Source organism: Pseudomonas sp. 2957 (assembly GCF_031456345.1).
GTDB classification, from domain to species: Bacteria; Pseudomonadota; Gammaproteobacteria; order Pseudomonadales; family Pseudomonadaceae; genus Aquipseudomonas; species Aquipseudomonas siliginis.
In genome coordinates, this window is sequence record NZ_JAVDUL010000004.1 from 515959 (window position 1) to 541751 (window position 25793).

Consider the following 25793-nt stretch of genomic DNA (forward strand, 5'->3'; position numbering starts at 1 on the left):
CATGCCGCTCCTGTTTTGCCGATGCGTGCTGGAGACGGTCATGGAATTTCTGCTCTACCTGGCGCTCGGCGCCTGTGCGGGCGTGCTCGCCGGGCTGTTTGGCGTTGGCGGCGGGATCATCATCGTCCCGGTGCTGGTGTTCAGCTTCACTTTGCAGGGCTTCGATCAGTCGATTCTTACGCACCTGGCGGTGGGCACGTCGCTGGCGACGATCATATTCACCTCGGTCAACGCCGTGCGTGAACATCACCGCCGTGGCGCGGTGCGCTGGGCGATTTTTCGCTGGATGACCGTGGGTATCCTGCTCGGTGCCGGTTTCGGTGCGCTGACCGCCGAAGCCATCTCCGGGCCGAACCTGCAAAAGATCATCGGCGTATTTGCCCTGGTGATCGCCGTGCAACTGGCGCTGGACGTCAAACCCAAGGCCAGCCGAACGGTACCGGGCAAACTCGGTCTGACCGCTGCCGGTACGGTGATTGGCTGGGCCTCGGCGATTTTCGGTATTGGCGGCGGCTCGCTGACCGTGCCGTTTCTGACCTGGCGCAGCGTGCCGATGCAGCAGGCCGTGGCGACCTCATCGGCCTGTGGCCTGCCGATCGCTCTGGCCAGTGCAGCAAGTTTCATGATTCTGGGGTGGCACGATCCGTTGTTGCCGGCCCATAGTCTCGGTTTTGTTTATCTGCCGGCATTGTTGGGCATCGCCCTGACCAGCATGGTCTTCGCTCGGCTCGGCGCGCGTCTGGCGCACAGGTTGTCGCCGCGCTTGCTGAAAAGGCTGTTCGCCGCTTTGCTGTTCTGCGTGGGTTTGAGCTTTCTGCTCTGACCGCGTGGCAATCCTGGCTTAATCCTGAGGTGGCAGCGTCACCCGGGAATTTTGCTTTCAACTCTAACAAGGAGTCGCAATGCTGCCTTACCCGCAGATCGACCCGGTGGCCCTGGCCATCGGTCCGCTGAAAATCCACTGGTACGGTCTGATGTACCTGATCGGCATCGGCGGCGCGTGGCTGTTGGCGTCGCGCCGGCTCAACCGCTTCGACCCGACCTGGACCAAGGAGAAACTCTCCGATCTGGTGTTCTGGCTATCGATGGGCGTGATCGTCGGCGGCCGTCTGGGTTACGTGCTGTTCTATGATCTGAGCGCGTACCTGGCCAACCCGACGCTGATTTTCGAAGTGTGGAAGGGCGGCATGTCGTTCCACGGCGGATTCATCGGCGTGATGCTCGCGGCCTTGTGGTTCGGCAAGCGCAATGGCAAGTCGTTCTTCCAGCTGATGGACTTCGTCGCGCCGATGGTGCCGATCGGCCTGGGCGCCGGGCGCATCGGCAACTTCATCAACGCCGAGTTGTGGGGCAAGGCCACCGACGTGCCGTGGGCAATGGTGTTCCCGCCGTTCAGCGATCCGGCGCAGTTGCCGCGCCACCCGTCGCAGCTGTATCAGTTCGCCCTCGAAGGCGTGGCGCTGTTCCTGATCCTGTGGATCTTCTCGCGCAAACCGCGTCCGACCATGGCGGTCTCCGGCATGTTCGCGCTGTTCTACGGCATCTTCCGTTTCATCGTCGAGTTCGTCCGCGTCCCGGATGCTCAGCTCGGCTACTTGGCGTGGAACTGGCTGACCATGGGCCAGGTGCTCTGCGTGCCGATGATTGTCGGCGGGCTGTTGCTGATCTGGCTGGCCTATCGTCGCGCCCCGGCAGCGCCGCTCGCGCCGACGGCTGAAACTACGAACCCCGGCGCGCGACGCCGGGGCTCCAAGGACACAGGTAACTCATGAAGCAATATCTCGAACTGGTCTCGCACGTCATTCAGAACGGCACCAAACAGGCCAACCGCACCGGCATCAACACCATCAGTTTCCCGGGGGCGATGCTGCGTTTCGATCTGCAGGAAGGCTTCCCGGCGATCACCACGCGCAAAATGGCCTTCAAATCGGCCATCGGCGAGATGTGCGGCTTTCTGCGTGGCGTGAACAACGCCGCTGAATTCCGCGCGCTGGGCTGCAAGGTCTGGGACCAGAACGCCAACGAAAACGCGCAGTGGCTGGCCAACCCGTTCCGTCAGGGCGACGACGACCTCGGTGAAATCTACGGCGTGCAATGGCGCAAGTGGCCGGCGTACAAGCAGATCCCGCTGAGCAATACCGCCGCCATCGAACAGACCCTGAGCAACGGCTACAAGCAGATCGCTCAGGGCGAAGAAGACGGCCAGGCCTACGTCGTGCTGTACAAGGCGATCGATCAGGTGCGCCAGTGCGTCGACACGATCATCAACGATCCGGGCAGCCGCCGCATCCTGTTCCACGGCTGGAACGTCGCCCAGCTCGATGAAATGGCCCTGCCGCCATGCCACCTGCTGTACCAGTTCCACCCGAATGTCGAGACCAAAGAGATTTCTCTGACCCTCTACATCCGCTCCAATGATCTGGGCCTGGGCACGCCGTTCAACCTCACCGAGGGCGCCGCGCTGCTGAGCCTGATCGGTCGCCTGACCGGCTACACGCCGCGCTGGTTCACCTATTTCATCGGCGATGCGCACGTCTACGAAAACCACCTGGACATGCTCAACGAACAGCTCAAGCGCGAGCCGTTTGCCATGCCGAAACTGAAGATCTCCGACCGCGTGCCGGAGTTTGCCAAGACTGGTGTATATCAGCCGGAATGGCTGGAACTGGTGGAACCGGGTGATTTCTCGCTGGAAGGCTATGAGCACCATCCGCCGATGACCGCGCCGATGGCGGTCTAAACCACACCGCAATATCCCTGTGGGAGCGAGCCTGCTCGCGAAGAGGGCGTGTCAGTCACAGATGTGTCGACTGATACACCGCTTTCGCGAGCAGGCTCGCTCCCACATTTGTTTTTGCGGTGTGCTTAGTGGCCGTGGCTACGGCCGACGTGGGAATGCTCAACTTCGGTTGCGACAACCCCGCCACTCACTTCCAGCCGCTGCAAGATCCCGCATTGATCCGCCTCCGGCCCTTCGCCACAGCGTTGGCGCAGGTCGAGCAGTTGTGTCTGCAAGGCCAGCAAGCCATCAATCCGCGCCTTCACATGCTGAATATGTTCGTCGATCAGCGCATTGACGCTCTCGCACTGATCCTGCGGGCTGTCGCGCAGGGCGAGCAGGCTGCGGATTTCTTCGAGGGTCATGTCGAGGGTGCGGCAGTTGCGGATGAAGGTCAGGCGCTCGGCGTGGGCTTGGGTGTAGACGCGATAGTTGCCGTCGCTGCGCGCCGGTTCCGGCAGGAGGTTTTCGCGCTCGTAGTAGCGGATGGTTTCAACCGCACAGTCGGTGAGTTTCGCCAGTTCGCCGATCTTCATGACCGCCATCTCCAAAAGGGTGCTTGACCCTATAGTGGCTACAGGGTCTTTACTTGGCAACAGGCACCTTCATGGACGCGACCAATGAGCGATTCCCTGCACACCCACAAGCCCGGCGACGGTCACGATCACAGTCATAAATTGCAGCCCGTGCATAAACATGCGCATGGCGGCGATTCCTGCTGCTCGTCAAAAGCCGCCGCACCTGCGCGGGTGCAACTGAGCGAAAAGACCAGCGCCGACGCGCGCCTGAGCAGCTTCCGCATCGAGGCGATGGACTGCCCGACCGAGCAGACGCTGATCCAGAACAAACTCGGCAAACTCGCTGGTGTGCAGCAGCTGGAATTCAATCTGATCAACCGCGTGCTTGGCGTGACCCACAATCTGCCGGGCACCGAGCCGATTACTGAGGCGATCAAGTCCCTCGGCATGCACGCCGAGCCGCTCGAGGCGGGTGTCGACGCGCCGGCACCGGCAGCGGTAAAAAAACACTGGTGGCCATTGGCGCTGTCCGGCTTGACCGCGCTGGGCGCCGAAGTCATTCATTTCACCAGCGCCGCGCCGGACTGGGTGGTGGCAGTCGTTGCGCTGGTGTCGATTCTCAGTGGCGGCCTCGGCACCTATAAAAAGGGCTGGATTGCCCTGAAGAACCGCAACCTCAACATCAATGCGCTGATGAGCATCGCCGTGACTGGCGCGATCCTCATCGGCCAGTGGCCGGAAGCGGCGATGGTGATGTTCCTGTTCACCGTCGCCGAGCTGATCGAAGCACGCTCGCTGGACCGCGCGCGCAATGCGATCAGTGGCTTGATGCAGATGACCCCCGAGCAAGCCACGGTCTTGCAGGCCGACGGCAACTGGCGCGAACAAGAGGTGAAAAGCGTCGAACTGGGCGCCCGCGTGCGGGTGAAGCCCGGCGAGCGCATCGCGCTGGACGGCGCGGTGGTCAGCGGCAGCTCGACCATCGACCAGGCGCCGATCACCGGCGAAAGCCTGCCGGTGGAAAAAACCGTCGGTGACAAAGTCTTCGCTGGCACCATCAATCAGGCCGGTTCGCTGGAATATACGGTGACCGCTGCGGCGAACAATTCGACCCTGGCGCGGATCATTCACGCCGTCGAACAGGCCCAGGGCGCGCGGGCGCCGACGCAGCGTTTCGTTGACCAATTCTCGAAAATCTACACCCCGGCGGTATTCGTCTTCGCCATGGCCGTGGCGATCATCCCGCCGTTGTTCATGGGCGCGGCGTGGTTCGACTGGATCTACCGCGCGCTGGTGTTGCTGGTGGTTGCCTGCCCGTGCGCACTGGTGATTTCCACCCCGGTGACCATCGTCAGCGGCCTCGCGGCGGCGGCGCGCAAGGGCATTCTGGTCAAGGGTGGCGTGTATCTGGAGGGCGGCTTCAAGCTTGATTATCTGGCGCTGGACAAGACCGGCACGATCACCCACGGCAAACCGGTGCAAACCGATTACCTCTCGCTCGACCCGACCGCAGACGCCACGGCACCGGCCATCGCCGCCGCGCTGGCCAGGCGCTCCGATCACCCGGTGTCGCTGGCGATTGCCAACGCCGCTGTGGATAAAAACTTCGCCGCGCTTACTGTGGATAACTTCGCCGCGCTGGGCGGGCGGGGCGTCAAAGGCGACATCAACGGCCAGACTTATCACTTGGGCAACCATCGTCTGGTCGAAGAGCTCGGCCTGTGCTCACCGCAGCTGGAAGAAAAGCTGTTCGCCCTGGAAAAGCAGGGCAAATCCGTGGTGCTGCTGCTCGACAGCTCAGGCCCACTGGCACTGTTCGCCGTGGCCGACACGGTCAAGGAAACCAGCCGTGAAGCGATTCGTCAGTTGCATGAACTCGGGGTGAAAACCCTGATGCTGACCGGCGACAACGTCCACACCGCGCAAGCGATTGCCGCCCAGGTCGGCATCGACGAGGCACGCGGCGATTTGCTGCCGACCGACAAGCTGCAAGCCATCGAAGATCTGTACAAGCAGGGCCACCGGGTGGGTATGGTCGGCGATGGCATCAACGACGCGCCGGCACTGGCCCGCGCCGAGATCGGGTTCGCCATGGCCGCCGCCGGCACCGACACCGCGATCGAAACCGCCGATGTCGCCCTGATGGACGACGATCTGCGCAAGATCCCCGCGTTCATCAGCCTGTCGCGCAACACCGCGAGCATCCTGAAACAGAACATCGCACTGGCGCTGGTGATCAAGGCGATCTTTCTTGCGGTAACCTTTGCCGGGCTCGCCACCATGTGGATGGCGGTGTTTGCCGATATGGGTGTGAGCCTGCTGGTGGTGTTCAACGGTTTGCGCCTGCTGCGCAAATAAACGTGAGGGATGGTTGTGCTGAGTGCCGAGCTGAAAGCGTTTTACATGGTCGCCCGCTTGGGCAGCATTACGCTGGCGGCGAAAAAACTCGGCCTCAGCCAACCGACCGTGACCACGCAAATCCGCAATCTGGAGAGTCAGTATTCGGTGGAACTGTTCTACCGTGGCGGGCGCCGCTTAAGCGTCAGTGACGAAGGCGCGCGCTTGCTGCCGATGGTCAAGACCCTGTTGCAGCAAGAGGCGGACATCGAGTTTTTCCTGCGCAACAGCGGCCAGGTGCAGGGCACGCTGCGCATTGCCGCGACGGCGCCCTATTACATCCTCGATCTGGTGAAGACCTTCCGCGAGCGTTTGCCGCAGGTGGAAGTGTCGGTGGAGATCGGCAATTCGCAGCAAGTGCTGGAAGCGCTGGAGGATTACCGCGTGGATGTCGCGGCGTCGTCACAGCTGCTCGACGATGCGCGGTTGATTCGCCGGGTACTCGGCACCGATCCGCTGGTGCTGGCGGTGCATCGCAATCATCCGTTGGCCTCGTTGGAGCATGTGAGGCTGAACGCGCTGGCCGGGCATACGTTGTTGATGCGCGAGCCGGGTTCGACCACGCGGCGGTTGACCGAAGAGTTGCTGGCCAGCGCCGGAGTGAGCTTCGGACCGCTGTTGGAAATCGGCAGCCGCGAGTCGATCCGCGAAGCGGTGCTGCGCAATATCGGCATCAGCATCATTGCCCGGCAGGAAGTGCCGCATGATCCGCAATTGCGCGTGCTGACCATCGAGAATGCGCCGCAGATTCCGGAGTATCTGTATTGCCTCAAAGAGCGCAAGGGTGCGCGTCTGCCGGCGGCGTTCCTCGGCTTGGCACAAGAGATGTCTCCGGCATGAGACCTTCAATGTCTGAGAAGGCCTCTTCGCGAGCAGGCTCGCTCCCACATTGGATTTGGGTTGTGAACACGATCCCCTGTGGGAGCGAGCCTGCTCGCGAAGGCGTCAGCCCAGGCAAAACACAATCTGAACCAAAATCCCCGAATACCACTATCAGCCGTTTTTGCCTCGCTGCCACATGACGGACGCATTACAACTCTAGGATTGGCCTCATCCGTTTGCTGAGGTCCGTCCATGAATCCTGCCATCGCAACTGCCCTGACCAACCCCGGCGCGCCGATGAAAGTGCGCGGCGTGCACAAGCGTTTCGGTGCGTTCACTGCGCTGGATAACGTCTCCCTTGATGTCGCCGCCGGCGAACTGGTGTGTCTGCTCGGCCCGTCGGGCTGTGGCAAGACCACGTTGTTGCGCTGCATCGCCGGGCTGGAGCAGCAGGACAGTGGCGAGCTGTACCTGGGCGATCGCGATGTCTCGCACCTCGCCCCGCAAGCACGGGATTACGGGATTCTGTTCCAGTCCTACGCGCTGTTCCCGAATCTGACGGTCGAGGCGAACATTGCCTACGGCCTCGCCGGCAGCGGTCGCGATGAAGTGCGCCGGCGTGTCGGTCAGATGCTGGAACTGGTCGGCCTCAGCGGCAGTGAGAAAAAGTACCCAGGCCAATTGTCCGGCGGTCAGCAACAGCGGGTGGCGCTGGCTCGCGCATTGGCGCCGGCACCGTCGCTGCTGTTGCTGGATGAACCGATGTCGGCCCTCGACGCGCGGGTGCGCGAGCATCTGTGCACTGAGCTGCGTCAGCTGCAACGCAACCTCGGCATCACCACGCTGATGGTCACGCACAATCAGGACGAAGCGATGTTGATGGCCGATCGCATCGCCGTGATGAACAACGGCCGCGTCGAGCAGTACGCCACGCCGCAGGAAATCTACAACCGTCCGGCCACGCCGTTCGTGGCCGAGTTTGTCGGCCAGGGCAACTGGCTGCCGTTCCAGCGCAGCAGCGACAGTCACGCCCAGGTCGGCGGGATGAATCTGCGTCTGGCCGAGGGCAGCGTGCACGGCGCTTCGGGTCGACTGTTCTGCCGCCCGGAGGCGATCAACGTCAATCCGCTGGTGCACGAAGAAAACCTGTTCCCGGCCAGGGTTCGCGAAATCACTTTCCTCGGCAATCGCTGCCGGATGAGCTTCGAACTTGATCAATTGCCGGGCCACGCACTGCTCGCCGAAATCGCGCCAGAAGCCATGCCGCGCCTCGGCGCCCAGCAGATCATGGTCGCCTTGCCGCCGCGCAGTTTGCAGGTGTTCGCCTGATGAACAGCAACCTCGCGCTGCCGCTACCGCACAAGCAGGTGCGACAGTCTTCGAAAGCCGAGATCGGCGATCGCCTGTTCGTGGTCGGCGGCAAAGTCGTTCTGCTGGTGTTGCTCGGCCTCGCGGTGCTGCTGCCGTTGTTGGCGATCTTCTGGCGCGGCTTCAGCAATGACGCCGGGCAGGGCGGTGGCTGGCTCGCGGCGAAAGAGTTGGTGACCAGTGCCAATTTCCATTGGTTGCTCGGCAACAGCCTGAAAGTGTCCCTCAGCGTTGCGGCCATTGTCGTACCGCTGGCCTACCTGTTTGCCTACGCGCTGCAACGCACGCTGATTCCGGGCAAAGGCATCTGGCGCGGGATCTCCCTGCTGCCGCTGATGGCGCCGTCGATGCTGCCGGGGATTGCGCTGGTCTATCTGTTCGGCAATCAGGGCATGCTGCGTGGGTTGCTCTCGGACAATATCTACGGGTTCTGGGGCATTGTGCTGGGCGAGGTGATCTACACCTTTCCCCATGCGCTGATGATTTTGCTCTCGGCATTGTCGCTGGCCGATGCGCGGCTTTTCGATGCCGCATCGAGCATGGGCGCCAGCCCTGCGAAGGCGTTTCGCAGCATCACCTGGCCGGCGACCCGTCAGGCGGTGTTCGCCGCGTTCTGTCTGGTGTTCACCCTGACCATCACCGATTTCGGCGTGCCGGTGGTGGTCGGTGGCGACTATCAAGTGTTGGCGCTGGAAGCCTACAAAGCCGTGGTCGGCCAGCAGCAATTCGGTCGCGGCGCGTTGATCGGCATGGTGCTGTTGCTGCCGGCGCTGTTCAGTTTCGGTGTCGATGCCTGGTTGCGTCGCCGCCATGGCGACTCCATGAGCGGACGCGCGCAGGTGTTCAAACCGCTGCCGTGCAAGCTGCGCGACGGCTGCTATCTGGCCATTGTTTTGCTGATCAGCGCGGCGTTGATTCTGGTGTTCGGCATGGCGGTGTTTTCGTCGCTGGTGAAGTTCTGGCCGTACAACCTGTCGCTGTCGCTCAACCACTATCAGTTCAACGATACCGCCGGCGGTGGCTGGCTCGCCTACGGCAACAGTCTGAAGATGGCGCTGGGCACGGCGCTGATTGGCAGTGTGCTGATTTTTACCGGCGCCTATCTGATGGAGAAAACCCGCACTCAGCGCGGGCTGAACCTGGCTTTGCGTATGCTCAGCTTCGTGCCGATGGCGGTGCCGGGGCTGGTGCTGGGCCTGGGTTACGTCTTCTTCTTCAACCTCAGCGGCAATCCGCTGCACGTGCTCTACGGGACGATGACGCTGCTGATCGTCTGCACCATTGCGCACTACCTGACCACCGCACAAATGACCGCGACCACCGCGCTGCGCCAGCTCGATGCTGAGTTCGAGGCTGCGGCGCTGTCGCTGAAGGCGCCGCTGTACCGGCATTACCTGCGCGTGACTGTGCCGATCTGCCTGCCGGCGCTGCTGGACATCGTGCGCTACCTGTTCGTCTCGGCGATGACCACGGTTTCCGCCGCGATCTTCCTCTACAGCCCCGACACCATCCTCGCGGCGGTGGCGGTGCTGAACATGGACGATGCCGGCAACGTTGGCGGCGCGGCGGCGATGTCGACCCTGATTCTGTTCACTTCGGCCGGCGTGTCCTTGCTGCTGGCGTGGGCTTCGCGCGGTTTGCTGCGCCGTTCCCAGGCCTGGCGGCAAACCGCGCCCGGTCACTGATTGCAACTCCGTTCAACTCATCTACAGGAAAACGCTCATGTTCAAGCCTATGGCCCTGGCCGCTGCTGTGCTCGCGACTTTCAGCCTGAATGCCTTTGCGGCAAAAACCGAGTTGACGGTGTACACCGCACTCGAAGCCGAACAGTTGAAGTCCTACAAGGACGCTTTCGAAAAGGCCAACCCGGACGTCGAGATCAAATGGGTGCGCGATTCCACCGGGATCATCACCGCCAAACTGCTCGCCGAAAAGGCCCGTCCGCAGGCTGACGCCGTTTGGGGGCTGGCCGCTTCCAGCCTGGCGATCCTCGACCAGCAAGGCATGCTGCAAAGCTACGCGCCGAAGGATCTCGGCAAGATCGGTGCAAACTACCGCGATGCCGCCAACCCGCCAGCCTGGGTCGGTATGGACGTGTGGGCCGCGACCATTTGCTTCAACACCGTCGAGGCTGAGAAGCAGGGTCTGAGCAAACCGGTCAGTTGGCAGGACCTGACCAAGCCTGAGTACAAGGGCAAGATCGTCATGCCCAATCCGGCGTCGTCCGGCACCGGTTTCCTCGACGTCAGCGCCTGGCTGCAAACCTTCGGCGAGAAACAGGGCTGGGCCTACATGGACGGCTTGCACCAGAACATCGGCCAGTACGTTCACTCCGGTTCCAAGCCGTGCAAACTGGCGGCGGCGGGGGAGTTTCCGATCGGGATTTCCTTTGAATATCCAGCCGTACAGTTGAAACGCCAGGGCGCGCCACTGGACATCATTCTGCCGAAGGAAGGTCTGGGCTGGGAGATCGAAGCGACGGCGGTGATCAAGGGCACGCCGCATGAAGAGGCAGCGAAAAAACTCGCCGACTTCTCCGCCAGCGCCGAGGCGATGGATCTTTACAAGGAGAACTTCGCCGTGCTCGCCCAGCCGGGGATTGCCAAGCCGCAAACCGAATTGCCAGCCGACTATGAGCAGCGCCTGATCAAGAACGACTTTGCCTGGGCCTCAAAGAATCGCGACGAGATCCTGGCTGAATGGCGCAAGCGGTATGACGGCAAGTCCGAGAAAGTTGTCGCCAAGTAAGATCTTTATCGACTGACAAGGCCTCTTCGCGAGCAGGCTCGCTCCCACAGTTGCAATGCTGTCCCCTGTGGGAGCGAGCCTGCTCGCGAAAGCGGTTTCTCATTCAGAGCACCTCTTCATGACACAACCCAAAGACCTGCTCATCATCGGCGCTGGCATCCTCGGTCTGTCCCACGCCTATGCTGCTGCCAAACGCGGCCTGAAAGTTGCGGTATTCGAACGCACCGCCACGCCCCTCGGCGCTTCGGTGCGCAACTTCGGCCAGGCGCTGGTGACCGGTCAGCCGCCCGGCATCATGCTCGAACTGGCCAAGGCCAGCCGCGAGGTCTGGGGCGACTGGGCGCAACTTGCCGGCCTGCAGATCAAGCGCAACGGCTCATACCTGTTCGCCCGCAGCGCGGCCGAAGAATACTTGCTCGAAGCCTTCTGCGCCGACCGCGCGGTCGAGCATGGCTACAACGTCGAGCTGCTGCGCGGCGCGGCGTTGCGTGATCTCTATGGCGGCCAGTTCAGCCATCACCGCGCCGCGCTGCACGGTATCGATGATCAGCAGTTGTACTCGCGCGAAGCGATTCCGGCGCTGATCGATTATTTGCGCCGAGATCTGGGCGTCGAGTTTCACTTTTCCACGCTGGTGCGCGACGTCGAGCCGGGGCGTCTGCACAGCACCGCCGGCAGTTTTACCGGCAAGCAGATCATCGTCTGCTCCGGCCACGATTATCAGACCCTGCTGGCCGAGCCGATTGCCGCGCTCAATCCGCAGATCTGTCGTTTGCAAATGCTCCGCGCCAGACCGCAGGCCGGTCTCAATCTGCAACACGCCGTGCTCACCGGCCTGAGCTGCGTGCACTACGGCGCTTTCGCCGATCTGCCGGAAGCCGCAGCGGTGCAGGCGCAGATCCTCCGTGAACAACCGCACCTGCACGCTAACGGCATTCACTTGCTGATCAGTCCGACGCCGTATGGCGAGTTGATCATCGGCGATTCGCATCATTACGGCAGCGATGCTTCACCGTTCAACGCCGAACAGGTCGACAACTGGATGCTCGAACTCGCCGAGCAGACGCTGGGCTGCCAGGTGCAAGTGGTCGAACGCTGGCAGGGCGTCTATGGTTCTCGGGGGCCAGGGCCGTTTTCATTCCTGCGTCCGGCACCGGGCCTGAGCGTGGCGCTGATGCACACCGGCGTCGGCATGAGCGTCGGCCCGGCGCTGGCCGAACGCAACATCGCGCAGTTACTGGAGGAGGCATGAATCACGAACAGGTGATCGCCCGGGTGTTCGGCCTGTATGAACGCTTCGGCGCCAGCGATTACATCGGCGAACCGGTGTCGCAGCTCGAGCACATGTCCCAGGCCGCAGAACTGGCCATGGCTGAAGGCTGTGACGATGAAGTGGTGCTGGCGGCGTTCTTTCATGACATCGGCCATTTGTGTGCCGAGGGCGCGGAAAACATGGGCGGTTATGGCGTGGTCAGCCATGAACGGCTCGGTGCCGACTATCTGCGTGAGGCAGGTTTCAGCGAACGGCTGGCGCGACTGGTGGAATATCACGTCCAGGCCAAACGCTATCTGACCTTACGCGAGCCGGGCTATTACGCGCGGTTGAGTGAGGCGAGTCGGCGCACCCTGGAATATCAGGGCGGGGTAATGAGCGAGGCTGAGGCGGATACGTTTGCGGCTGATCCGTTATGTGCGCTGAGTTTGCGCATGCGGTGTTGGGATGAGTTGGCGAAGGAGGTTGCAGTGCCGCTGGTGGATCTGAGTGTGTTAAAGCGCAAGGCTGAGAAATTGTTGTCGGCTGAGTGATTGCAGCCCTCACCCCAGCCCTCTCCCGGAGAGGAGAGGGAGCTGATCTCCATGCTTTTCAAACCTGAGTTCGACTGGATATCTCAGGTCGGTGTATGACCCAAGAGCAACACAGTCGGCCCCCTCTCCCTCCGGGAGAGGGCTGGGGTGAGGGGGTAGCGATCTAAAGCTCAAGCACCCGATCAACCAACGCCTCAACCTGCTCCTGCCTTTCCGCCTGATTCAACTTCGCCTGCGGATTGAGCGACGACCACTGCGGATGCGCGCGCGCCTTGTTCAGCGCTTCCGGCAACTTGCCTTCGCGCCAGGTCTTGTCCAGAGGCGTGGCCACCTGAATGCTGTCCATCGCCGCATGCCCGCGCTGATCCAGGGCCAGCAGCAACTGGCGCTGGCGCAACGCCAACAGGCGCAGCACGGCGTCATCCACTGTCAATTCCCGCTGGCCTTTGATTTTGCCGAGCAGGCGACTGCCATAACTGCGCGCGGTTTGCAGCGCACCGCCGGCGATCGCACCGGCCAACGCCGCCGCGCCAAGGGTAATCCCGCCGACCAGCAAATCCACCCCAGCCCCGGCCGCTGCACCGGCAGCAATGCCGCCGCCGACGCGCACGCCGAGTTGCTTCAGGGTTTCCGGGTTGAACAGATCATCGCCCCAGCGCCCGTCGAGCAACGGCAAGTCACTGGCCGCCGCGTCCTGCGGGCGAAACGCGTAGAGCTTGAGCAGCGCCTCAACGCACTTCTGCTCACGCTGACGTACGGCTTTGCGCAGCTCGCTGATCGCCTGTTGTTCCTGCTCGGCTTCGCTGACCACACTGCGTCGGCACGCAGCGCAGTCGATCAGCAATTCGGCAATCAAGCGCGCGGCGCTTTGCTGACGGGCGAGGCGCTGCGCCTGCTGGTCGGCGATCAACCGCTCCAGTTGCGGCCGGGCGTTTTCCAATAGCAGGGCGAGGCTCTCGTACAAGCGCCGCTCGCCATCCTCGGGCGGCGCGACGCTGTCGAAACGTACCAACGCATGCAGCCCCAACCGCGCCAGCGCTTCACGCCAATCGGGTTCGCGATGGTTGGCGCTGCTGACGAAATTCAGCACCGGCAGCAGCGGTTTGCCGCAACTGGCGAGCACTTCCAGCTCGTCGCGGTACTTGGCCAGCACCGGTTCGCGGGCGTCGATCACATACAGACCGGCATCGGAGGCCAGCAGTTGTCGCAGTACCTTGGCTTCCTGTTCGAAACGCTGGCGCGCCTCGCTGCCGTCGAGAAACCGCGCCAGTCGTGCCGGGCCGTCGAGGCGTTCGCCGGGGCGTTCCAGACGCTCGAGAAAATCCAGCAGGGCGATCGCATCTTCCAGCCCCGGCGTGTCGTACAGATCGAGCAACGGCTCGCCATCCACCGACAACCGCGCGCCTTCGACATGCCGGGTGGTGCTCGGCCTGTGCGAGACTTCGCCGAAGCCGACGTCACGGGTCAGCGTGCGCAGCAGCGAGGTCTTGCCGACGTTGGTGTGGCCAACCACTGCCAGTTTCAGCGGGGCCTTGCGTGCATCAGTCATGTCCGCTCTCCAGCCAGTTCATCGGCGCGCAATCGGCGAATGGCAGTTCCAGCTGTTGCAGCGCCGCGTGCCAGTCACCCAGACGTTGCCCGTCCAGCGCTTCGCCGGGTGGCGCTTGCAGCAGCCAGATGCGAGTGGCGCTGGCGTTGCGCGCGAGTTCGGCGATCAGCGCGAGGCTGCCGCGATCCGGCGAACGTCGCGGATCACAGGCGATGGCCAGCCGCGCTGGCGGGAAGCGACTGAGTTGCTCGAGCAGTTTGTGCCGCGATTCGCGACTGTCGAGGATGCCCGCGTTGCTGACGTTTTTCGGCAGCGCGGGTGGCCACGGACGCTGTTCGTCCAACTCGATCGCCACCAGCAGCGCGCCTTCGCTGGCGCGTTCGCCGATGTTGCTTTCGACGCGATGCAGTTGCGCCGGCTCCGGGTCGTTGACACCAAGGCGCTCGCTGGTCGGCATCAACCGTTCGCGCAGTTGCGCGTAGCCGGGCAGGTTCAGATCCAGGCGCAGCGCCGCTTTGCCGCTGTTCCAGCGCCACAGGCACAACAGCGCGAGCAGCAGGCGCGGCAGCACGCCGTAGACCACCAGCACACCGACCAGCCAGGTTGCCCAGGCTTGTCGTGCGCTTTCAATATCCAGTGCGCCGTCGCCGCTGGCGCGGATCATTTCCTCGGTCGGCACATTGAAGCCGAGCAGCGACGGCAGATAGCCAAGGGCCTGGGTGACATGGATAAAGGTGTCGGCGCCGAGGATCGTGGTTTCCCAGACAAAGCCGTAGCGCCGCGTGGCCATCAGGGTCAGCAACAGAATCAGCGCGCTGAGCATTGCCAGTAGCCACAGGCCATTGACCAACGCGCCGAGCGCCCAGCGGTTGAGTTTCTTGCGTTGCAGCAGCAACAGCAGGGCCGGTGCCAGTTGCGCGGCTTTGGCGTCGCGGGCGAATTTTTCGCTGAGCCACAGCCACAAGCGCCCGAGGGTGGCGCCGTGTTCGCCAGCGAAAATCAAGCCCAGCGCCCAGCTCAGCAGCAAAATCATATTGATCCCGAGCAGACTGCCCAGCGCCCAGAACACATTTACCGGCGTCTGCCCAAGTGCGGCGAATGCCAGACCGGCGCCGCTGAGCACGGCGACAATCATCAACAGCACCAGCGCCAGGCGCGCGCCTTGCAGCCAGTGCTTGAGCGCGGCGGTCAGTCCGTCGCGCTCGGCCAGCCATAGCGCCCGGCGCGCAATGCGGCTCGGCAGATCGCCACCAGCGGCGCGGGCCAGACGATTGGCTTCCAGGTCATCCAGCGGCCCCGCGTGTTCTTCGCGCAGGCGGATGGTTTCGGTGAGCCAGAGGTTTTGCAGTGGAGTCAGTTCAGTCACGCGGCGTCCCGTCGCTAAATCGAGCGCTGAGCATAACCGCTGTGGCGCTTATCGGGGTAAGCGCGGCTCTGGTATCCTCGCCGGCATGACTAAATCACTGCCCCTCAGCCTGATCGCAGCCCTCGGTGAAAACCGCGTGATCGGCGTCGACAACAGCATGCCCTGGCACCTGCCGGGGGACTTCAAATACTTCAAGGCGACCACGCTCGGCAAGCCGATCATCATGGGCCGAAAGACCTGGGATTCGCTCGGCCGGCCGTTGCCGGGGCGCTTGAACATCGTGGTCAGCCGTCAGCCTGATCTGCAGCTCGAAGGCGCCGAGGTCTATCCGTCGCTGGAAGCCGCCGTGGCCCGCGCCGAGGAATGGGCGAAAGCCCAGGGCGTTGATGAACTGATGCTGATTGGCGGCGCGCAGTTGTATGCGCAAGGGCTGGCGCAGGCCGATCGGCTGTACCTGACCCGCGTAGCGCTGAGCCCGGAAGGGGATGCGTGGTTTCCGGAGTTTGATCTGAGCGAATGGAAGCTGGTGTCGGATGTACCGAATCCGGCAGAGGGCGATAAACCTGCATATAGCTTTGAGGTTTGGGAGAAAGCCTAACAGCTTCGCGAGCAGGCTCGCTCCCACAGGGGAACGCATTTCAGTGTGGGAGCGAGCCTGCTCGCGAAGAGGCCCGCTCAGTCGCTGAGAAGCTTAAGCCTGGGCCAACTCTGCGTGTTCATCGGCATCCAGCAACGCTTTATCAGTCTGCTGCATGACCTGACTGGTAATCGCCCCTGCGGTAATCGAGCCACTCACGTTCAACGCGGTGCGGCCCATATCGATCAGCGGCTCGACCGAAATCAGCAACGCCACCAGTGACACCGGCAGGCCCATCGCTGGCAGCACGATCAGTGCGGCGAACGTCGCGCCTCCACCCACTCCGGCGACACCGGCCGAACTCAACGTGACAATCGCTACCAGCGTCGCGATCCACAGCGGATCCAGCGGGTTGATGCCGACCGTTGGTGCCACCATCACGGCCAACATCGCCGGGTACAGGCCGGCACACCCGTTCTGGCCGATGGTCGCACCGAACGAGGCAGCGAAACTGGCGACTGACGACGGAATGCCCAGACGACGGGTCTGCGCTTCGATGCTCAGCGGAATGGTTGCCGCGCTGGAGCGGCTGGTGAAGGCGAAGGTCAGCACCGGCCAGATCTTGCGGAAGAAGCGCAGCGGGTTGATCCCGGCGGCCGACACCAGCACGCCGTGCACGACGAACATCAGGCCCAGGCCGATATACGAGACCACGACGAAACTGCCCAGCTTGATGATGTCCTGCAGGTTGGAACCGGCGACCACTTTGGTCATCAGCGCCAGCACACCGTACGGGGTCAGCTTCATCACCAGACGCACCAGACGCATCACCCAGGCTTGCAGGGTGTCGATGGCGTTGATCACTTTCTGACCTTTCTCGACGTCGTCCTTGAGCAGTTGCAGCGCGGCAACCCCGAGGAACGCGGCGAAGATCACCACACTGATGATCGAGGTCGGCTTGGCCCGGGCCAGGTCGGCGAACGGGTTCTGCGGAATGAACGACAGCAGCAATTGCGGCACATTCAGGTCGGCGACCTTGCCGGCGTAGTCGTTCTGAATGGTTTGCAGGCGTGCCATTTCCTGAGTGCCGGCGACCAGACCTTCAGCGCTGAGGCCGAACAGGTTGGTCAGGCCGATGCCGATCAGCGCTGCGATGGCGGTGGTAAACAGCAGCGTGCCGATGGTCAGGAAACTGATCTTGCCCAGCGACGAGGCATTGTGCAGGCGGGCCACGGCGCTGAGGATCGAGGCGAACACCAGCGGGATCACGATCATCTGCAGCAACTGTACGTAACCGTTGCCGACCAGATCGAACCAGCCGATCGAGGCTTTCAGCACCGGGTTGCCGGCACCGTAAATCGTGTGCAGCGCGACGCCGAACGCCACGCCGAGGACCAGTGCAAGCAGGACTTTTTTCGCCAGGCTCCAAGTGGTGTGGCGGGTTTGCGCCAGACCGAAGAGCAAGGCGAGGAACACCAGCAGGTTGAGAATCAGCGGTAGATTCATGAGAACTCCAGTAAAGACTGTGCCAACAGCCATCCGGGGCTGCTGCGAACCGGCAAGCCTAACAGCTTGATTTGCAATGATTTAATACCAAAATGGCTGGGCAACCGTCGTTTTTGGAATAAGCGCGTGTCGCTGTCGGCAATGCAACTGACGCGCAGGGGACGTCAGCGGTCGCTGACAGGCGAGGCTTGTCACAATGATTTGTTAGCGTCGAACTCTTTGCATCGGGGAGTAGCGCTATGAAAATTGCACGCACGTTGTTGGCTATGGCACTGGCGGCTGGCCTTGCTGGCCAGGCATTGGCCACGGACCTCAAGCATTGGCCGGCGGATCAGGCCAAGGCGCTGGACGCGATGATTGCCGCCAACGCCAACAAGGGTAATTACGCGGTGTTCGACATGGACAACACCAGTTACCGCTACGACCTCGAAGAATCCTTGCTGCCGTTCATGGAAAACAAGGGCCTTATTACCCGCGACAAGCTCGACCCCTCGCTGAAACTGATGCCGTTCAAGGACACCGCCGAGCACAAGGAAAGCCTGTTCAGTTATTACTACCGGCTCTGCGAAGTCGACGACATGGTCTGCTACCCGTGGGTGGCGCAGGTGTTCTCTGGCTTCACCCTCAAGGAACTCAAGGGCTACGTTGACGAGCTGATGGCTTCGGGCAAACCGGTGCCGGCGACGTATTACGAAGGCGATGTGGTGAAGAAGCTCGATGTCAATCCGCCGAAGATCTTCACTGGCCAGCAGGAGCTGTACAACAAGCTGATGGAGAACGGTATCGAGGTCTACGTGATGACCGCCGCTTCAGAGGAACTGGTACGCATGGTCGCGGCGGATCCCAAGTACGGTTACAACGTCAAACCGCAGAACGTCATTGGCGTTTCAATGCTGCTCAAGGATCAGAAGACCGGCGAGCTGACCACTGCGCGCAAACAGATCACTGCTGGCAAATATGACGAGAAGGCCAACCTCGGCCTGGAGCTGACGCCGTACCTGTGGACCCCGGCAACGTGGATGGCCGGCAAGCACGCAGCGATCCTGACCTATATCGATGAATGGAAAAAACCGGTACTGGTCGGCGGCGATACCCCGACGAGCGACGGTTACATGCTGTTCCACGATGTCGATGTGGCCAAGGGCGGCATTCACTTGTGGATCAACCGCAAGGACAAGTACATGACGCAAATCAACGGCATGATGGCCAAGCACGCGGCGGCGCAGGCCAAGGAAGGCTTGCCGGTGACGGCGGACAAGAACTGGGTGATCGTCAAACCGGAAGACATCCAGTAAGCCACGATCGCATGTAGATACCGTCTTGAGCCTCACCGGGCAAGCGCAAGTTTCGGGTCATATGGCAGTCCTGACTTGAGCACTCCGTAAATGAAGTGCAGCAGCTTGCGCATTGCTGCGCAGATGATCTGCTTGGGGGCCTTGCCATTGGCTTCCAGGCGTTCTTTCATCGCCTTGATCGCCTTATTGTGTTTCAGCGCCACCATGCCAGGCATGTAAAGGCCTGCACGCAGCCGTGCTGACCCTACTCTTGAGATCAGGGTGTGACCTTTGAGCTTTCCTGATTCCTGCAGCTTTGGATTGAGCCCTGCGGCAGCGACCAGTTGGCGAGGATCACTGTATTTGCGCAGGTCACCCAGTTCGGCGAGCAATCGTTCAAGCGTTTTTTGTCCGATGCCGTCGATGGTTACGATGAGATCCCGCATCTGACGCATATCCGGGTCGTCATCGATGTGTTTTTTGATCGCCTTATGCGTTTCTACGATCTCTTTTTCGATATGGCGCAGAACGGAGTTGATCGAGTCTTTGACCTTTTCGTCGGAAACGTCCAGACGATTAAGCTCCATTTGTTCCATTTCCTGAAGGTCATCCAGGCGGCGCACCATTGCTTTTAACTGGCGGTATTTCAGCGGCTCAGGCGCCCATGGGTGAAGTTTTTGATCCTTTTCCCGGGCAAAGTCGGCGATCAGTTTGGCATCGCTTTTATCGGTCTTGATGCGGCGCAGTTCGCTGTCAGCGTACGCTTTGGTCGTAGCCGGGTTCACGACGCAGACCCGGAAGCCTTTGTTGTAAACGAATTCCGCGAGCTCCAAGTGGTAGACGCTGGTGGCTTCCATCACGATCAGGGCCGAACGCTCGGCGTTTTTTTCTAGCCACGCCTCAAACTCTTTAAAGCCCTTTGGATCGTTGGCCAGCTTGGCCTTGGTTTTGTGCTTGCCGTTGGGCTGGTGTGTAGCGATATCAAAGGTGTTCTTTGCGATGTCGACGCCAACGAAACCGGACATGATCGTTTCTCCACTTGTTCCCTGTTGCGATCATCACGTCACTCTGTCCAACCTTGCGAATGCGGGCTCTCGCCGCAGGCGGGCCCAAGATACCGTGCGAACTGTACGAGTGAGTGTGGAGGGCTGGAGCACGATCTACGTCACAGGCAAAAAGCCTAAGGAGCTGCGCGGCTTCCAAGTCCCTCCCTCGATGATCAGTCGAGAACTATCGCTCCTGACGGAGCGTTAGTCGAGATACAAGGAGCTGCCGAAGGCTGCGATCTTTTGATCTTGTTTTGGATCGTTCCCACGCTCTGCGTGGGAATGCAGCCCGTGACGCTCCGCGTCACTGGACGCGGAGCGTCCCTTGAGACATTCCCACGCAGAGCGTGGGAACGATCAGCCCCGCACATGGCGGGGCATTTTTGCATCGACGATTTGACGGTTACAGCCCGTCGAGCATCGCTTTGTTGCGCACCGCGCCCTTGTCGGCACTGGTGGCCAGCAGGGCGTAGGCCTTGAGCGCGGTGGTCACTTTGCGTGGACGCACCTCGACCGGTTTCCAGCCTTTCTTGTCCTGCTCGGCACGGCGTGCCGCCAGTTCTTCGTCGCTGACCAACAGGTTGATCGAGCGGTTCGGAATGTCGATCAGCACCTTGTCGCCATCCTGCACCAGACCAATCGCGCCGCCGGCCGCAGCTTCTGGCGAAGCGTGACCGATTGACAGGCCGGAAGTACCGCCGGAGAAACGCCCGTCGGTGAGCAGCGCACAGGCTTTGCCCAGACCTTTGGATTTCAGGTAGGACGTCGGGTAGAGCATTTCCTGCATGCCCGGGCCGCCTTTCGGGCCTTCGTAGCGAATGATGACGATGTCGCCTTCCTTCACTTCGTCAGCGAGGATGCCGCGCACGGCGCTGTCCTGACTTTCGAAAATTTTCGCGTTGCCTTCGAAGACGTGGATCGACTCATCGACCCCGGCGGTTTTCACCACGCAACCGTCCTGCGCGATGTTGCCGTACAGCACGGCGAGGCCGCCTTCTTTCGAATAGGCGTGCTCGAAGCTGCGGATGCAGCCGTTTTCACGATCGTCGTCGAGGGTTTCCCAACGGGTCGACTGGCTGAACGCGGTCTGGGTCGGAATGCCCGCAGGACCTGCCTTGAAGAAGTGATGCACGGCTTCGTCGCTGGTCTGGGTGATGTCCCACTTGGCGATGGCTTCTTCCATGCTGCGGCTGTGCACGGTCGGCAGGTCGGTGTGCAGCAGGCCGCCACGGGCCAGCGAACCGAGGATGCTGAAAATGCCGCCGGCGCGGTGCACGTCTTCCATGTGGTACTTCTGGATGTTCGGTGCGACTTTGCACAGCTGCGGCACGCTGCGCGAGAGACGGTCGATGTCGCGCAGGTCAAAATCGATCTCGGCTTCCTGGGCGGCTGCGAGCAAGTGCAGGATGGTGTTGGTCGAACCGCCCATGGCGATGTCGAGCATCATCGCGTTCTCGAACGCCTTGAAGTTGGCGATGTTGCGCGGCAGCACGGAGTCATCGTTCTCGCCGTAGTAACGCTTGCACAGCTCGACGATGGTGCGACCGGCCTGCAGGAACAGCTGCTCGCGGTCGCTGTGAGTGGCCAGAGTGGAACCGTTGCCCGGCAAGGCCAGACCCAGTGCTTCGGTCAGACAGTTCATCGAGTTGGCGGTGAACATGCCGGAGCATGAACCACAGGTCGGACAGGCGCTGCGCTCGTACTCGGCGACTTTCTCGTCAGAAGCGCTGGAGTCGGCGGCGATCACCATGGCGTCGACGAGGTCGAGGCCGTGGGAGGCGAGTTTGGTCTTGCCCGCTTCCATCGGGCCACCGGAAACGAAGATCACCGGGATGTTCAGGCGCAGCGCGGCCATCAGCATGCCCGGGGTGATCTTGTCGCAGTTGGAAATGCACACGATAGCGTCGGCGCAGTGGGCATTGACCATATACTCGACGGAGTCGGCGATGATCTCGCGGCTCGGCAGCGAATACAGCATGCCGTCGTGGCCCATGGCGATGCCGTCATCGACGGCGATGGTGTTGAATTCCTTGGCCACGCCACCGGCGCGTTCGATCTCGCGGGCGACCAGTTGACCCAGGTCCTTCAGGTGCACATGCCCCGGGACGAACTGGGTGAACGAGTTGGCGATGGCAATGATCGGCTTCTTGAAGTCGTCATCTTTCATGCCGGTGGCGCGCCACAGTGCGCGGGCGCCGGCCATGTTGCGGCCGTGGGTGGATGTTTTCGAGCGGTAATCTGGCATGGAGCACTCCGGGCGGCTAATCACGTACTAAAGGGGAGTGAGCTTCTGTTGACCTCTGAAACACCCGAAAAATGGCCGTGTGTCCGGAAGCTGCCGATGACGTTGCGGGATCGCCGCTGGTCTCAGCCTGAGCTCATAAACCCGCCGGGGATGAATGGCGATGAATGAGGCGATTCTACACCGCTGGCGTCGCGAGGGAATGGCGCAAAGCATCGTTGACTTGCTGATGCGGTGCGCGGGATGACGACTGGCAGGGTCAATGGTCGCCTCCGGGCATCAACCTGTTGCTGCGCAGGTTGCTGACGCGGCGGCCAATCACGCTGTTGAGCAACAGGGATATGCCGCTCAACAGGACGAAACCGTAGCCCAGCGTCGCTTGCAGGTTGGCCGGGCCGAGGCTGATCAAGGCGCTGACCAGCCCGCCACAGATAAAGATGATGGTGCTGCCGGCAGACGCCGATGCGCCGGCATTTTCGGCAAACAGGCTCATGGCGCGGGAGGTAGCCGGTGGCCGGGTAATGGTCGTGCCCACCGTGCAGATGAGCATTGGAATCAGCACAGTCGCAGCTGACAAATCATGGTTGGCGGCCAGATAGAGCATTACCAGTCCCGAGAGCAGGATCAGACTCAGCCCGGTAAAAATCTGCTGTTGCGCATTGATATGCCGGTTCAGCACGCTGGCGAGCACGCCGCCAAAGACATAGGCGGCGCCGTAGATCAGCAGGATCAAGGCGAAATCGTAAGGTGCCATCTGCAGCTGCTCCATGAAGATCAGCGGGGAAATGACGATGAAGGAAAAGTGGCAAGCGAAAGCGAATGCGGAAATCAGCCAACAGCCGACAAATTCGAAATTGCCCAAGACGCGCTGATAGGACTGGATGAAGCCAAGGCGGCTGGGATCATGAGGAGGACGGCTGTTATCGAGCAATCGCCAGGTCTTGATCAGAACTGCTGCGGCCAGGGCGATGAAGACCCAGAAGCTGCCGCGCCAGCCGAGCGTGGCCTGCAGAAACGTGCCCGCCAATGGTGATATCGAAATGAAGATGCCCGTTGCGGTGACCATCAGGATCCGCAGGCGATCACGCTCGTTGCCTTCGAACAGATCCTGCACCAGTGCCTGGGACAGCACGAAGCAACCGCATCCCAGCGCCTGCATCACCCGGAAAATCAGGAACAGCGTGTAGTCATTGCTCAGCACGCAGCCCAGTGCGCCGAGCAGCGACACGCTCATGCCGGCAAGCAGCAGACCTTTGCGCCCGATCACATCTGACAGCGGGCCGATCAATAACTGGGCAAATGCGATGCCCACGGCAAACAGACTGATCGACAGCGCGATGTCGTTAGACGATCGGCCAAAGTGTGCTGCCAATGCCGGAAAGGAAGGCAGCAGCACATCCAGCGGAAACACGCCAAGCAGGATCATCGCCAACAACAGGCTGACGGCACCGCGTTGTTGCCGGCGGGTAGCTACACGGCTGTGTTTATCCATCGATCAATCCTGCTTTGGCGAAGAGTGTCTGGTTATGGGGCAATGCAAAGAAGCCCGCCTTGTGCAAGGCCTCCACCGTAGGTTTGCAGCCAACGCGTGCACGGGCGCGGTTGGCCTGCACCGTTGCCGTGCCGCCGACAATCTCCATCACGTCGATCTCGGCAATACCGGCCGAACGCAGGCTTTGTTGCAGCCAGCCTTCATCTGCTTCGAAGAAGATGGAAATGATCTCCACGAGGGTCTTGCTGGCGAACAGGCGTTGACGACTGTTCATCGCAATCCAGAAGTAATGGAAGGCTTCGGCGAAATAGCGGCTGTGCCGGGCTTCGTCGGCAAGGTGATCACGCAACATGTCACTCACACTGGATACCAGCGTGTCGCGGCAGACCTCCAGCAACTCGCGGGCAATGATGGTTTCCGAGACAAATCCCAGCAGGAACCAGGCCAATGCACGGTTTTTCTCCGGCGTGCGCGCGATCAAAGCGTTCATGCGGCTGATCCGCTTCGGAATGACCGGTCGCCGGGTGATGCCGTAGAGCGCAGCGATCTGCTCGGCAATCTGGTTGGAAAACAGCGCGTGGTAGCCCTCGTCGGTATACAGCTGCAGTGCCGCATGTTTCATCGGTAGCGGTATATAAATGGGCAGTTCGCGGTGCACGATGACTTCCACCGCGCGGTTGACGATGCGGTGTTCGAGCAGGGTGGTGTAGTCGAGGAAATACACCAGATGATTGGCGGTAAGGCGGTGCAGGGTTTCGCGACCTTTGGCCTGGATGGCCGGATGCGCCAGATAGGGCACAAAGGCCGGGGGTAACCAGTAGCGGGTTTGCAATTGCTGCTCGACATCGCCCGGTAACCGATAGTCATGGACACTGCTGCGTACCGATGCACGGTTCTCCCAGCCTGGAAGCGTGAATTTGAGCGACCATGACACCGGGGCTTCGCTCTCGTCCATAGCCGTGGGAATCATGACTGTGCTCCGCTGAGCAGATCACGCATTTCCTGGCACATGGCCTGGCCATCGCTTTGTCCGCAACCGACGAAGAACAACGGTTGCTCGGCGCTGTCCGCGATGCCGAGCAGGGTTTCAATCTGTGCGTCGGCAAACGCGCCGGTCAACCAGGTGTTCAACCCTAGCGTCGTCGCTACCAGTTGAAAGGTTTGCGAGAGATGACCGGCTTCGATGAAGGCCATGCGATAGGCACGCGAGTGCTCGTACTTCCACCAGAGACGATCAAACCTTGCAGTGATGAACACGCCCAGTGGCAGGTTGTTGATGAAATGCTGGCCGCCGAGCAATTGACCCAGCTCCGGATCCGGCAGCGCATTGATCCGACTCAGGGCGTGTTCGGCAGGGTGATAGGCGTAGATGCCGGGTTCCAGTCCGCTGACATTTTGCGCCAGGACAAATCCCTCACAGGCGTTCAATCCGCCGCCGGACGGGCAGCTTCGGCGTGCCTCGAGACCCGGTGCGACCGGATCGTCGTGGGCATTGTCGCGTGGGGGAAGATAGCCGAGGGTCAAATACAGCAGCGTGCCAACCTCATCCAGTGTCACCGCTGCACCGGTGTAGGAACGACAGGTTTTGCGCCTCATCAGGGCCTGAGTCAGGCTGTCATCATCAATGGCGCCCGGTACGGGCAGGGTAATCAGGGGCTGCACTGATCGCCGCGCCCGGGTGTCTGCAGGTTCTGGCTTCGCCAGCACTTCGCTGCAGTGCGCCAGATATTGCCTGGACCACTCGTGGATATTCCGAGGCGTATGTGCGCAAGGTATGTTTTGTGTGCCGATGTGATAAATCTTCGACAATTCATCCCAGCCCCAATTCGGGCTGTCTATTTTTGAAGTTGTCAGAATTCCTGCGTCCAGAAGTTGTGTGTCTATTATGTTGTTCGGATCAAATAATTCAGGGTTGTGTATAAGTCTGGCGAGGCGATGGGAGTAATCAAGATCAAGTTCGTGTTGAGTGTGGTTCTTGTAGTTCCAGACAACTTGTCCAGGCGGGCGCGGCAATATAAAAAGAAAAGGATTGATATACATGGGCTCAGGTCACTCGGGAAAAAGTCTGATGGACGCCAGAGTGCCGGCACTCTCCGGCGTCCAGGCTTACTTAGCGGCCGGTGGCTGCAACCAGAAAGGCCAGGTTGGCGAGTTTGTCTGTTTCGAGATAAATGGTTTTCATGATGTGAACTCCTTGTTCGTTGGTAGTTGAGTCGCTTCGTTGCGACAACTTCATATTAGTTTGTAATCGAATATTGGCAAGCGGATATTAAGTAGGAATATTCCAGTAATTTTGTCGGAGT

21 protein-coding genes are annotated in these 25793 nt (G+C 61.2%); 12 read left to right on the plus strand and 9 right to left on the minus strand.

Annotation, left to right across the window (positions count from 1 at the left end; genetic code table 11):
- Window positions 1–40 precede the first annotated feature (40 nt).
- The 3 genes from J2Y39_RS17010 to J2Y39_RS17020 all read left to right on the plus strand — a co-directional run bounded on the left by J2Y39_RS17010 (window position 41) and on the right by J2Y39_RS17020 (window position 2740).
- On the plus strand, window positions 41–823 hold the full coding sequence (locus J2Y39_RS17010) for a sulfite exporter TauE/SafE family protein (RefSeq protein WP_016772682.1): 783 nt from the start codon (window positions 41–43) through the stop codon (window positions 821–823).
- Between the two features lie 79 nt (window positions 824–902).
- Complete coding sequence (gene lgt / locus J2Y39_RS17015) at window positions 903–1772, plus strand: prolipoprotein diacylglyceryl transferase (RefSeq protein ID WP_310218855.1); 870 nt, start codon at window positions 903–905, stop codon at window positions 1770–1772.
- Window positions 1769–2740 carry a thymidylate synthase gene (locus tag J2Y39_RS17020; RefSeq protein ID WP_236167733.1) on the plus strand — a complete coding sequence of 324 codons (972 nt, stop codon included), beginning with the start codon at window positions 1769–1771 and terminating at the stop codon, window positions 2738–2740. The genes lgt and J2Y39_RS17020 overlap by 4 nt, the downstream gene beginning before the upstream one ends.
- Before the next feature lie 125 nt (window positions 2741–2865).
- Here the strand turns inward: J2Y39_RS17020 and cadR are convergent, their stop codons facing one another.
- Window positions 2866–3315 carry a Cd(II)/Pb(II)-responsive transcriptional regulator gene (cadR, locus tag J2Y39_RS17025; protein WP_016772685.1) on the minus strand — a complete coding sequence of 150 codons (450 nt, stop codon included), beginning with the start codon at window positions 3313–3315 and terminating at the stop codon, window positions 2866–2868.
- Between the two features lie 84 nt (window positions 3316–3399).
- On the opposite strand from cadR, the gene J2Y39_RS17030 reads away from it, so the two are divergent.
- The 7 genes from J2Y39_RS17030 (at window position 3400) to J2Y39_RS17060 (ending at window position 12438) form a co-directional block, all read left to right on the plus strand.
- Window positions 3400–5655: a heavy metal translocating P-type ATPase gene (locus J2Y39_RS17030; RefSeq protein ID WP_310218858.1), complete on the plus strand. Its 2256-nt coding sequence runs from the start codon at window positions 3400–3402 to the stop codon at window positions 5653–5655.
- A gap of 15 nt (window positions 5656–5670) precedes the next feature.
- The gene (locus J2Y39_RS17035) at window positions 5671–6534 is read left to right on the plus strand and encodes a LysR family transcriptional regulator (RefSeq protein WP_150636962.1); all 864 of its coding nucleotides are present in this window, start codon (window positions 5671–5673) and stop codon (window positions 6532–6534) included.
- Window positions 6535–6768: 234 nt separating this feature from the next.
- Complete coding sequence (locus J2Y39_RS17040; protein WP_160769642.1) at window positions 6769–7845, plus strand: putative 2-aminoethylphosphonate ABC transporter ATP-binding protein; 1077 nt, start codon at window positions 6769–6771, stop codon at window positions 7843–7845.
- Window positions 7845–9569: a putative 2-aminoethylphosphonate ABC transporter permease subunit gene (locus J2Y39_RS17045; protein ID WP_041476848.1), complete on the plus strand. Its 1725-nt coding sequence runs from the start codon at window positions 7845–7847 to the stop codon at window positions 9567–9569. Before J2Y39_RS17040 ends, J2Y39_RS17045 begins: the two co-directional genes overlap by 1 nt.
- 37 nt (window positions 9570–9606) lie before the next feature.
- Window positions 9607–10632, plus strand: coding sequence for a putative 2-aminoethylphosphonate ABC transporter substrate-binding protein (locus J2Y39_RS17050; protein ID WP_130900350.1), 1026 nt, complete (start codon window positions 9607–9609; stop codon window positions 10630–10632).
- Between the two features lie 118 nt (window positions 10633–10750).
- Complete coding sequence (locus tag J2Y39_RS17055; RefSeq protein WP_252868434.1) at window positions 10751–11884, plus strand: TIGR03364 family FAD-dependent oxidoreductase; 1134 nt, start codon at window positions 10751–10753, stop codon at window positions 11882–11884.
- The gene (locus J2Y39_RS17060) at window positions 11881–12438 is read left to right on the plus strand and encodes a phosphonate degradation HD-domain oxygenase (protein ID WP_095181315.1); all 558 of its coding nucleotides are present in this window, start codon (window positions 11881–11883) and stop codon (window positions 12436–12438) included. Before J2Y39_RS17055 ends, J2Y39_RS17060 begins: the two co-directional genes overlap by 4 nt.
- A 163-nt stretch (window positions 12439–12601) precedes the next feature.
- Here the strand turns inward: J2Y39_RS17060 and J2Y39_RS17065 are convergent, their stop codons facing one another.
- Together J2Y39_RS17065 and J2Y39_RS17070 are read right to left on the minus strand one after the other, a co-directional pair.
- Window positions 12602–13987: a GTPase/DUF3482 domain-containing protein gene (locus J2Y39_RS17065; protein WP_095181316.1), complete on the minus strand. Its 1386-nt coding sequence runs from the start codon at window positions 13985–13987 to the stop codon at window positions 12602–12604.
- A complete protein-coding gene (locus tag J2Y39_RS17070) occupies window positions 13980–15353 on the minus strand; it encodes a DUF2868 domain-containing protein (protein WP_310218862.1) in 1374 nt (457 codons plus the stop codon). Before J2Y39_RS17070 ends, J2Y39_RS17065 begins: the two co-directional genes overlap by 8 nt.
- A gap of 85 nt (window positions 15354–15438) precedes the next feature.
- Between J2Y39_RS17070 and J2Y39_RS17075 the strand changes: the two genes are divergently transcribed.
- The gene (locus J2Y39_RS17075) at window positions 15439–15951 is read left to right on the plus strand and encodes a dihydrofolate reductase (RefSeq protein WP_095181318.1); all 513 of its coding nucleotides are present in this window, start codon (window positions 15439–15441) and stop codon (window positions 15949–15951) included.
- A gap of 93 nt (window positions 15952–16044) precedes the next feature.
- On the opposite strand, the gene J2Y39_RS17080 is transcribed toward J2Y39_RS17075, so the two are convergent.
- The gene (locus tag J2Y39_RS17080) at window positions 16045–17436 is read right to left on the minus strand and encodes an L-cystine transporter (protein WP_056786302.1); all 1392 of its coding nucleotides are present in this window, start codon (window positions 17434–17436) and stop codon (window positions 16045–16047) included.
- Window positions 17437–17675: 239 nt separating this feature from the next.
- On the opposite strand from J2Y39_RS17080, the gene J2Y39_RS17085 reads away from it, so the two are divergent.
- Complete coding sequence (locus tag J2Y39_RS17085; RefSeq protein ID WP_310218864.1) at window positions 17676–18731, plus strand: haloacid dehalogenase-like hydrolase; 1056 nt, start codon at window positions 17676–17678, stop codon at window positions 18729–18731.
- A gap of 32 nt (window positions 18732–18763) precedes the next feature.
- On the opposite strand, the gene J2Y39_RS17090 is transcribed toward J2Y39_RS17085, so the two are convergent.
- From J2Y39_RS17090 to J2Y39_RS17110, 5 genes are all read right to left on the minus strand, one after another.
- Entirely contained in the window at window positions 18764–19735 is a 972-nt protein-coding gene (locus J2Y39_RS17090) for an IS110 family transposase (RefSeq protein WP_252867835.1), read from the minus strand.
- A 424-nt stretch (window positions 19736–20159) separates the two neighbouring features.
- Window positions 20160–22001 (minus strand): dihydroxy-acid dehydratase, encoded by a 1842-nt coding sequence (gene ilvD, locus J2Y39_RS17095; RefSeq protein ID WP_024014684.1) that lies wholly within the window; start codon window positions 21999–22001, stop codon window positions 20160–20162.
- Between the two features lie 256 nt (window positions 22002–22257).
- The gene (locus J2Y39_RS17100) at window positions 22258–23490 is read right to left on the minus strand and encodes an MFS transporter (protein WP_310218867.1); all 1233 of its coding nucleotides are present in this window, start codon (window positions 23488–23490) and stop codon (window positions 22258–22260) included.
- The gene (locus J2Y39_RS17105; RefSeq protein WP_095181321.1) at window positions 23483–24460 is read right to left on the minus strand and encodes a diiron oxygenase; all 978 of its coding nucleotides are present in this window, start codon (window positions 24458–24460) and stop codon (window positions 23483–23485) included. The genes J2Y39_RS17100 and J2Y39_RS17105 overlap by 8 nt, the downstream gene beginning before the upstream one ends.
- Complete coding sequence (locus J2Y39_RS17110; protein ID WP_310218869.1) at window positions 24457–25530, minus strand: SagB family peptide dehydrogenase; 1074 nt, start codon at window positions 25528–25530, stop codon at window positions 24457–24459. Before J2Y39_RS17110 ends, J2Y39_RS17105 begins: the two co-directional genes overlap by 4 nt.
- Between the last annotated feature and the right edge of the window lie 263 nt (window positions 25531–25793).